We start from the raw sequence: 5,528 nt of genomic DNA, 5'->3' as shown, positions 1-5,528 counted from the left end.
GCGAGAGCCCGCCTCAGCTCACAACGACGACGTCGTCACCCACGACGCCCCGGCTGTCATCCAACGTGACGGGTAACAACGGGTTCCTCCTGTGGAGGCCGCGAAGGTGCGCGACGCTTCCGCCTCCACCTGGACGTTGGTCAGGGCGTATGGCCCTGTTCGTGTCGCTTCGAGGAGGTGGACGTGGGTGTCGGTGACTTCGAGAGTGTGGTCGAGGAAGGTCGTGGATGGGTCGCCGAGGCGGCGGCGGGTGGCGCCGGGCGTTCGGGTGAGGCGTTCCCCTGCAACGTCGAGGTGCCAGATGTAAGCGGCAGATCCGTGGTGTTGCCCGCCGATGCGACGTTCAAGCCTGCCGATGAGTCGGTTGGTGAGGAGCCTGTCGAGGACTCGGACGGTAGCCCTGGTTGCGGCCGTGAGCGTTGCGTGGTCGGTGAAGTAGACGCGCCTCAGGTGGACGGTTGTCGCGTATCGGTGGCGCGCGAGGAATTGGAGGATGTCGCGGTCGCGATCGGAGAGTTCGCCGCGGAGGTGACGTAGCCGAGAGGCGCTGATCCGCGAAGTGCTGGAATCTGTCATCGCGCGCCTCCGTACTCGTCTCGGGCGGTGAGGGATCCCGCCAAGGGCGGGATAGTCGTTTCCCGTACGGAGGGGGCATTGGCGGAAAGTCGTGGGAATTGGGCGGTGGAAGTGTTAGTGAACAGACGTCCGAACGGACACTGCTGTACCTCTGCTGTAGTTCTCATGAGTGGCTCCGTTTCCGGCGTCCGAGTGGCTCGTCGTCGTGGAAGTCCAGCGGGAGCTTCAGCTGCACGGGAGGGGTCTCGATCCGCCCGTACCGGGCTTGGCTCTCGGCGATGACCGCGTCGGTGGAAGCGACCATCTTGGGTGGTGGGAGGACGCGGGCAGAGAACCAGCCCGTGCGGCGGCCCTTGTTCTGGAGGCTGGTGTAGATCTCGTAGGGCGGGAGGCGGGAGAAGTCCTCGGCGGATAGGCCGGTGGTCCGAGCGGCTTGGTGGGCGTGTTCGTCTTCGAGACCGAAGATGATCTTGTTCCTCGCGTTCGCGTCGATTCCCTTCAGGAGCTTGTCGGGGAACTGGGCCCGATGCTGGTGCGCCAGGTGCCAGGCGGCACCGAGCGAGCGGGATTGCTCGAGGGCTTCGCCGAGGTCGGAGTCGAGGTGCAGGAACGATTGGGCTTCGTCGAGGTAGATCGAGATCGGGGTCCGCTCGCTCTGCGGGACGGAGGCCCGGCGCAGGATCAGCTGCCACAGCTGCGACACCACCAGCGACCCGAGAAGCTCGGCTGCCTTCGGGCCGAGTACGCCTTTGTTGAGGGTGACGACGACGATGCGGGGCTTGGTCACGATGTCTTCGAGCGCGAACCGCGGCTCGGGCTGATCGAGCACAGCACGCAGGCCTGGGCGGAGAATGAACTGCCGCAGCCGGGTCAGTACCGGTGAGATCGCAGCGGCTTGTTGTCCGCTGCTCTTGGCGTCGAACTGGGCCCAGAAGCCTTGGAGTACCGGATCGTCGACGGCCCGCAGGGCATTCCGCCGGAAGGTCGGGTCGGTCAGGAGCGACGGCAGATCAGTCAGGGCCGAGCCGGGGTTGGCGGCGAGAGTCAGGAGTGACGCGTGCAGCGTGTCCGAGGTGAGTGGTCCGAACTCTGACGGGAACAGGCCCTTGAAGATCGCGAGGACGTTGTCGGCAACCAGCGCGGCGTCATCACCGGCGTTGGCGATCGGATTCACGCCTACGGGGTTGGGCAGCGTCGGATCGATGACGACAACATCGCCGTGCCGGTCTTCCGGGACAAGGGTGAGGACGTCGGTGCCGAGATCCCGCTTGGGGTCGATCACGACCACGCTCCGGCCCGCCTGGATGTCGGCGGCGATGAGGTGCAGCATGAGGGTGCTTTTGCCGGCCCCTGTAGGTCCGTAGATATGGGTGTGGCGGAGGCTGTCCTCAATCCCAATGCCGACGCAGGTCTCCGGCCCAGGTGCGGTGCTGAGCGCGAAGACCCGTTCCTTCGGCACCTTGTAGATCTTGGGTGGCGAGATCAGGCGCGGGTGCGCCGGGGGTAGTCCCGGCAGGTCCGCTTCCCCGACCGGCCAGGCCAGCAGGGCGAGCGCTTCCTCGGGCGTGAGGCGCAGCGGCTGACGCAGCGGGACGCGGGCGGTGTCGAGGTTCTCTGGTTTCTTGCTGGCCAGTGAGATGGTGGTGCCGCTGCTCTGGAGCGTCCGGAGTGCGGCGAGCGCGCTGTGGACGAGGAGGCGGCGGCGTACGGGTGAGGTCGACGAGATCCCGATGCGGGCGACGGCGCGGAATCGGTACTGTGCCAGTTTCCCCTCCAGCCGCGCCCGCGAAGAGCTGGTCGCCTTCCTCGGTCCGGTCGTGAGCAGATCCATCCAGGATGTCGAAGGGTCGGCAGCGTTCGGCGGCAGGATCTCTGGGGCCTGGCCGCGACCCAGCATCACCTGTACGACCAGGACGTCGTCCTTGCCGGTCGCTCCTGACAGAGCAGCGAGCAGCGCCCGGAGGCTCTCGTCGCTGGTCTCGAGGGAGAGGTTCAGACTCGGGCGGCGGATCTGCACCCGCCCGGCTCGCTCCACCTCCTGCCGTGGTTCCACCAGGTCGGTGATCGCCACGTCGGGGATGAGGCGACGGATCAGGGAGAGCGTGCCAGACAGGTCGGTTCCTTCGGCACCGAGCAGATACCGAGTGTGCCCTGCCTCGGTGCGGGCTTCCCAGATGAGTGGCCCCCGGTGGTCATCGGCAGCCAGCGCCCGGAGCAGCCCGAGGGCTGCTGGGGCTGCGAGGGGTCGGGGCCAGTGCAGTTCACGCCACTCCATCACTCGCCTCCTTCGCGCTCAGGGACGTCGCTGGTGTCCCGCGCCTGAGATGAGGTCTCGCCTTCCCTGCGGGCTGCGTCTTCGATGGCGGCGTGCTCGAGCAGCGCCCGGGCGAGCTTCGGGTAGTCGATCGGGAGGCGACGCTCGGCCCGGACACGGATCCGGTACTCGCGGCGCGGCCTTCCCCTCTTGCGGCTCACCATGCACCTCCCCAGGCCGTTACCAGCGGTCTCGGCGCAGCCGCAGCGCGACCACGACGACCCAGACGAGTCCGGCAGCGAGCAGGCCGATGAGCAACCAGACCCAGATGGCCTGGATGATCGTGACCGCGACCCACAGCAGGACGCAGATAACGCACAGCAAGAAGACGGCGGACAGCAGGGCGTTCAGCGGACCCTTCTCGGGATTCGACATGGCCAGGTTCCTTTCGGGTGGTGGGATTCGGGATTGAAACGGGAGGGTTAGACATCGGCGACCTCCTCGAAGCGGGCATCGCTCGGTACGGGGTAGCCAAGGACGCGGATATCCGAGGTGACCTCGTTGCCCCAGACGTGCCAACCCGGGAACGGCCGGCGGGCGAAGAGCTCCAGATATGGGCCGGGGCTACAGCGCTGGATCATGATGTGGACCTCTTCCGGCTTGTGGGAGTGGTCCTGACGCGGCAGCATCGCGAACGAGCGTTGCCCGTGGAATCGGAACGTGAGCTTGCCTTTCACGCCGAGCAGGAGTGTCTCGTGGGCGTGGCGGAAGTACTGGCCGAGGCCCATCTGGTCTTTGCCCCAGACGAACTCGTCCTTGAATTCGAAGCCCCAGCCGCGCATGATTTCCTCGGCGAGTGCGCGGGTTGCTGGGTAGCACCACATGTAGAGGTGCGCGTTCTCTGCCATGAGGTCCGGGATGGGGAGGCCACGGATCTGCTCGATGGTCATCAGCGGGTAGTGGCGCCCTGCTCCGAGCGTGCCTCGCTGGCCTGTCGGCCAAGGTGCGTCGAGAATCGCCGTGGAATACCGCAGCGCCGTCTTCGCTGACGTCTCGGCGCCCTTGTTCGTGTTGATGGTGGTGTTCATGTGTGTGTTCCCTCCCTTCGTGAATCCGCGGATGATGTGGCGCGGTTACCGCCACTGGTTATGACGGGCAAAGATGAAATCTTCTAGTGTCCGATCGCTCAATCCGTGCGCTACATGTGGACGCGAGGTCGGACCCGGAGACTCGCGCCAGAGGTCAGGAGACGAATCTGACTGACGGTCGTGGTGTGGATTTCACAACGTGCGCGGGGACTGAAGAGGGCTCGGCGGGAGCGCCGTGAGTTGCGCTGCCGCCGAGCCCTCACCGTTGCTACTCGTCGTCCGGGATGCGGCCGGAGGCCATGAACGACTCGCGGATGAGGGCCTTACGGGCCTCAAGCGCGTCGCCGTTCAGTTCCGCCGCTAGCCGCAGGATCGTGGCGCGAAGCTGAGCCTGCTTCCGGTCGAGCTCTGCCTCGATCTGAGCTCGCTTGCGGGCCTTCCGGTCGCGGAGCTTGCCGACGGCCCACTCACCGCCCACCACCGCACCGTTGATCGCGGCACCGGCCGCGAATACGGGCAGCAGGAGCGCGGCCAGGAGAGTCATCGCTCACCACCTCGCAATGGCCGAGGCGGCGCCCATCGCGTAGGCGTCGACGATGTGCCGGTAGCGGGACTCGCCCAGCGGCGCGACCGTGATTAGGTGCTGCTCTAGGGCTGTGAGCGCGCCGACGTTCTGCAGCGCAGTGTTGGCGATGAACGCCCGCCCCTGCTCCTGCGTCTCCGCTACCAGCGCGCGAGCCTGCACCCGCTCCACCTCGCGGCTGGCTTGCCGTTGCATGTTCCAGCTCATCTGAGCCAGACCATTCGAACTAAACGCTCCACCCAACGGGGCGAGGTCCTTCTTGGGATCCAACATGTCGGTTCCTTCCTGTCGCAATCGGTTAGGTGACATCGACGGTAGAAACCGAACTCGCGTCCGATCGGAAGTGGTGAAAAAGTTGGAATCACGCGACGGAAGGGGGCGACATCGTGACCCAAGATGAACTCGATGTGGCGAAGCTTCGTGGAGATGATCTCGCCGCCGAGCTCGAGTTCATGCGTAAGAACGAAGGCTTCACCGAGCGCAGACTCAATCCCACGGGCATGCTCGCCGAGGTGCTCCGTGAAAAGCCCGATGACTCCTTCGAGCGGGTCCGTAGCCGGTTCCTCTCAGCCATCCACGCGGGGAGCAACGAGGACCAAGCTCTCCTGCTCGATGTCTTCGCTCTCAGTCCGGGGACCACGGGTTCACCTCGGCTCATGGAGCGTCGCAGGGTTCACGGAAACCGCATCGGGCGTAGCGCCGAGACGGTCGCCGACCGCGAGCGACCCGCGCTTGAGAGACTCTTCACTCGTCTCGTGACGGGGCGCTACCCCCAGTCACCGGTCTTGCTGGAAGTGCCCGAGATGCACAACGGCATCATTTACCAGACCACCAGCACCCTGATCGTCGTCGAGAACCGTATGTGGAAAGAAACGCGGGAGCACTACCGCTTCATCGCGACCTTCGACGAGATGGACTACCTCACCATCACTCGCTCGTACGACGGCACCACCAGAGCTGAGCCCGGTGGCGCGTTCAAGGTCAACTCGCGACGGGTGCCAGGAGCAGGCTGGAACGACCACTTCTG

At 65.7% G+C, this 5,528-nt stretch carries 8 protein-coding genes; 1 reads left to right on the top strand and 7 read right to left on the bottom strand.

Annotation, left to right across the window (positions count from 1 at the left end; all coding sequences use genetic code 11):
• Window positions 1-18: 18 nt before the first annotated feature.
• From Q1V87_RS01800 to Q1V87_RS01770, 7 genes are all read right to left on the bottom strand, one after another.
• Entirely contained in the window at window positions 19-576 is a 558-nt protein-coding gene (locus Q1V87_RS01800) for a replication-relaxation family protein (RefSeq protein ID WP_300590601.1), read from the bottom strand.
• Window positions 577-739: 163 nt separating this feature from the next.
• Window positions 740-2,851 carry a DUF87 domain-containing protein gene (locus tag Q1V87_RS01795; RefSeq protein ID WP_300590600.1) on the bottom strand — a complete coding sequence of 704 codons (2,112 nt, stop codon included), beginning with the start codon at window positions 2,849-2,851 and terminating at the stop codon, window positions 740-742.
• Complete coding sequence (locus tag Q1V87_RS01790; RefSeq protein ID WP_300590599.1) at window positions 2,851-3,054, bottom strand: hypothetical protein; 204 nt, start codon at window positions 3,052-3,054, stop codon at window positions 2,851-2,853. Before Q1V87_RS01790 ends, Q1V87_RS01795 begins: the two co-directional genes overlap by 1 nt.
• Before the next feature lie 16 nt (window positions 3,055-3,070).
• The gene (locus Q1V87_RS01785) at window positions 3,071-3,265 is read right to left on the bottom strand and encodes a hypothetical protein (RefSeq protein ID WP_300590598.1); all 195 of its coding nucleotides are present in this window, start codon (window positions 3,263-3,265) and stop codon (window positions 3,071-3,073) included.
• A 47-nt stretch (window positions 3,266-3,312) separates the two neighbouring features.
• Complete coding sequence (locus Q1V87_RS01780; RefSeq protein ID WP_300590597.1) at window positions 3,313-3,918, bottom strand: MT-A70 family methyltransferase; 606 nt, start codon at window positions 3,916-3,918, stop codon at window positions 3,313-3,315.
• A gap of 268 nt (window positions 3,919-4,186) precedes the next feature.
• A complete protein-coding gene (locus Q1V87_RS01775; RefSeq protein WP_300590596.1) occupies window positions 4,187-4,462 on the bottom strand; it encodes a hypothetical protein in 276 nt (91 codons plus the stop codon).
• A 3-nt stretch (window positions 4,463-4,465) separates the two neighbouring features.
• Window positions 4,466-4,774 carry a hypothetical protein gene (locus tag Q1V87_RS01770; RefSeq protein ID WP_300590595.1) on the bottom strand — a complete coding sequence of 103 codons (309 nt, stop codon included), beginning with the start codon at window positions 4,772-4,774 and terminating at the stop codon, window positions 4,466-4,468.
• A 113-nt stretch (window positions 4,775-4,887) separates the two neighbouring features.
• Here Q1V87_RS01770 and Q1V87_RS01765 point away from each other — a divergent pair.
• Window positions 4,888-5,528 (top strand): hypothetical protein (locus Q1V87_RS01765; protein WP_300590594.1); only part of this gene is annotated, 641 nt, incomplete at its 3' end.

This window comes from Microbacterium sp., assembly GCF_030149085.1.
GTDB lineage: Bacteria > Actinomycetota > Actinomycetes > Actinomycetales > Microbacteriaceae > Microbacterium.
Note: the sequence above shows the minus strand (reverse complement) of the source record. Positions and strands in the feature narration are given on the sequence as shown.

Excerpts from the sequence above, each read along its gene's own strand:
- Q1V87_RS01770 (WP_300590595.1), bottom strand. The coding sequence starts at position 4,774 with ATGTTGGATCCCAAGAAGGACCTCGCCCCGTTGGGTGGAGCGTTTAGT.
- Q1V87_RS01785 (WP_300590598.1), bottom strand. The coding sequence starts at position 3,265 with ATGTCGAATCCCGAGAAGGGTCCGCTGAACGCCCTGCTGTCCGCCGTC.
- Q1V87_RS01800 (WP_300590601.1), bottom strand. The coding sequence starts at position 576 with ATGACAGATTCCAGCACTTCGCGGATCAGCGCCTCTCGGCTACGTCAC.
- Q1V87_RS01795 (WP_300590600.1), bottom strand. The coding sequence starts at position 2,851 with ATGGAGTGGCGTGAACTGCACTGGCCCCGACCCCTCGCAGCCCCAGCA.
- Q1V87_RS01780 (WP_300590597.1), bottom strand. The coding sequence starts at position 3,918 with ATGAACACCACCATCAACACGAACAAGGGCGCCGAGACGTCAGCGAAG.
- Q1V87_RS01790 (WP_300590599.1), bottom strand. The coding sequence starts at position 3,054 with ATGGTGAGCCGCAAGAGGGGAAGGCCGCGCCGCGAGTACCGGATCCGT.
- Q1V87_RS01775 (WP_300590596.1), bottom strand. The coding sequence starts at position 4,462 with ATGACTCTCCTGGCCGCGCTCCTGCTGCCCGTATTCGCGGCCGGTGCC.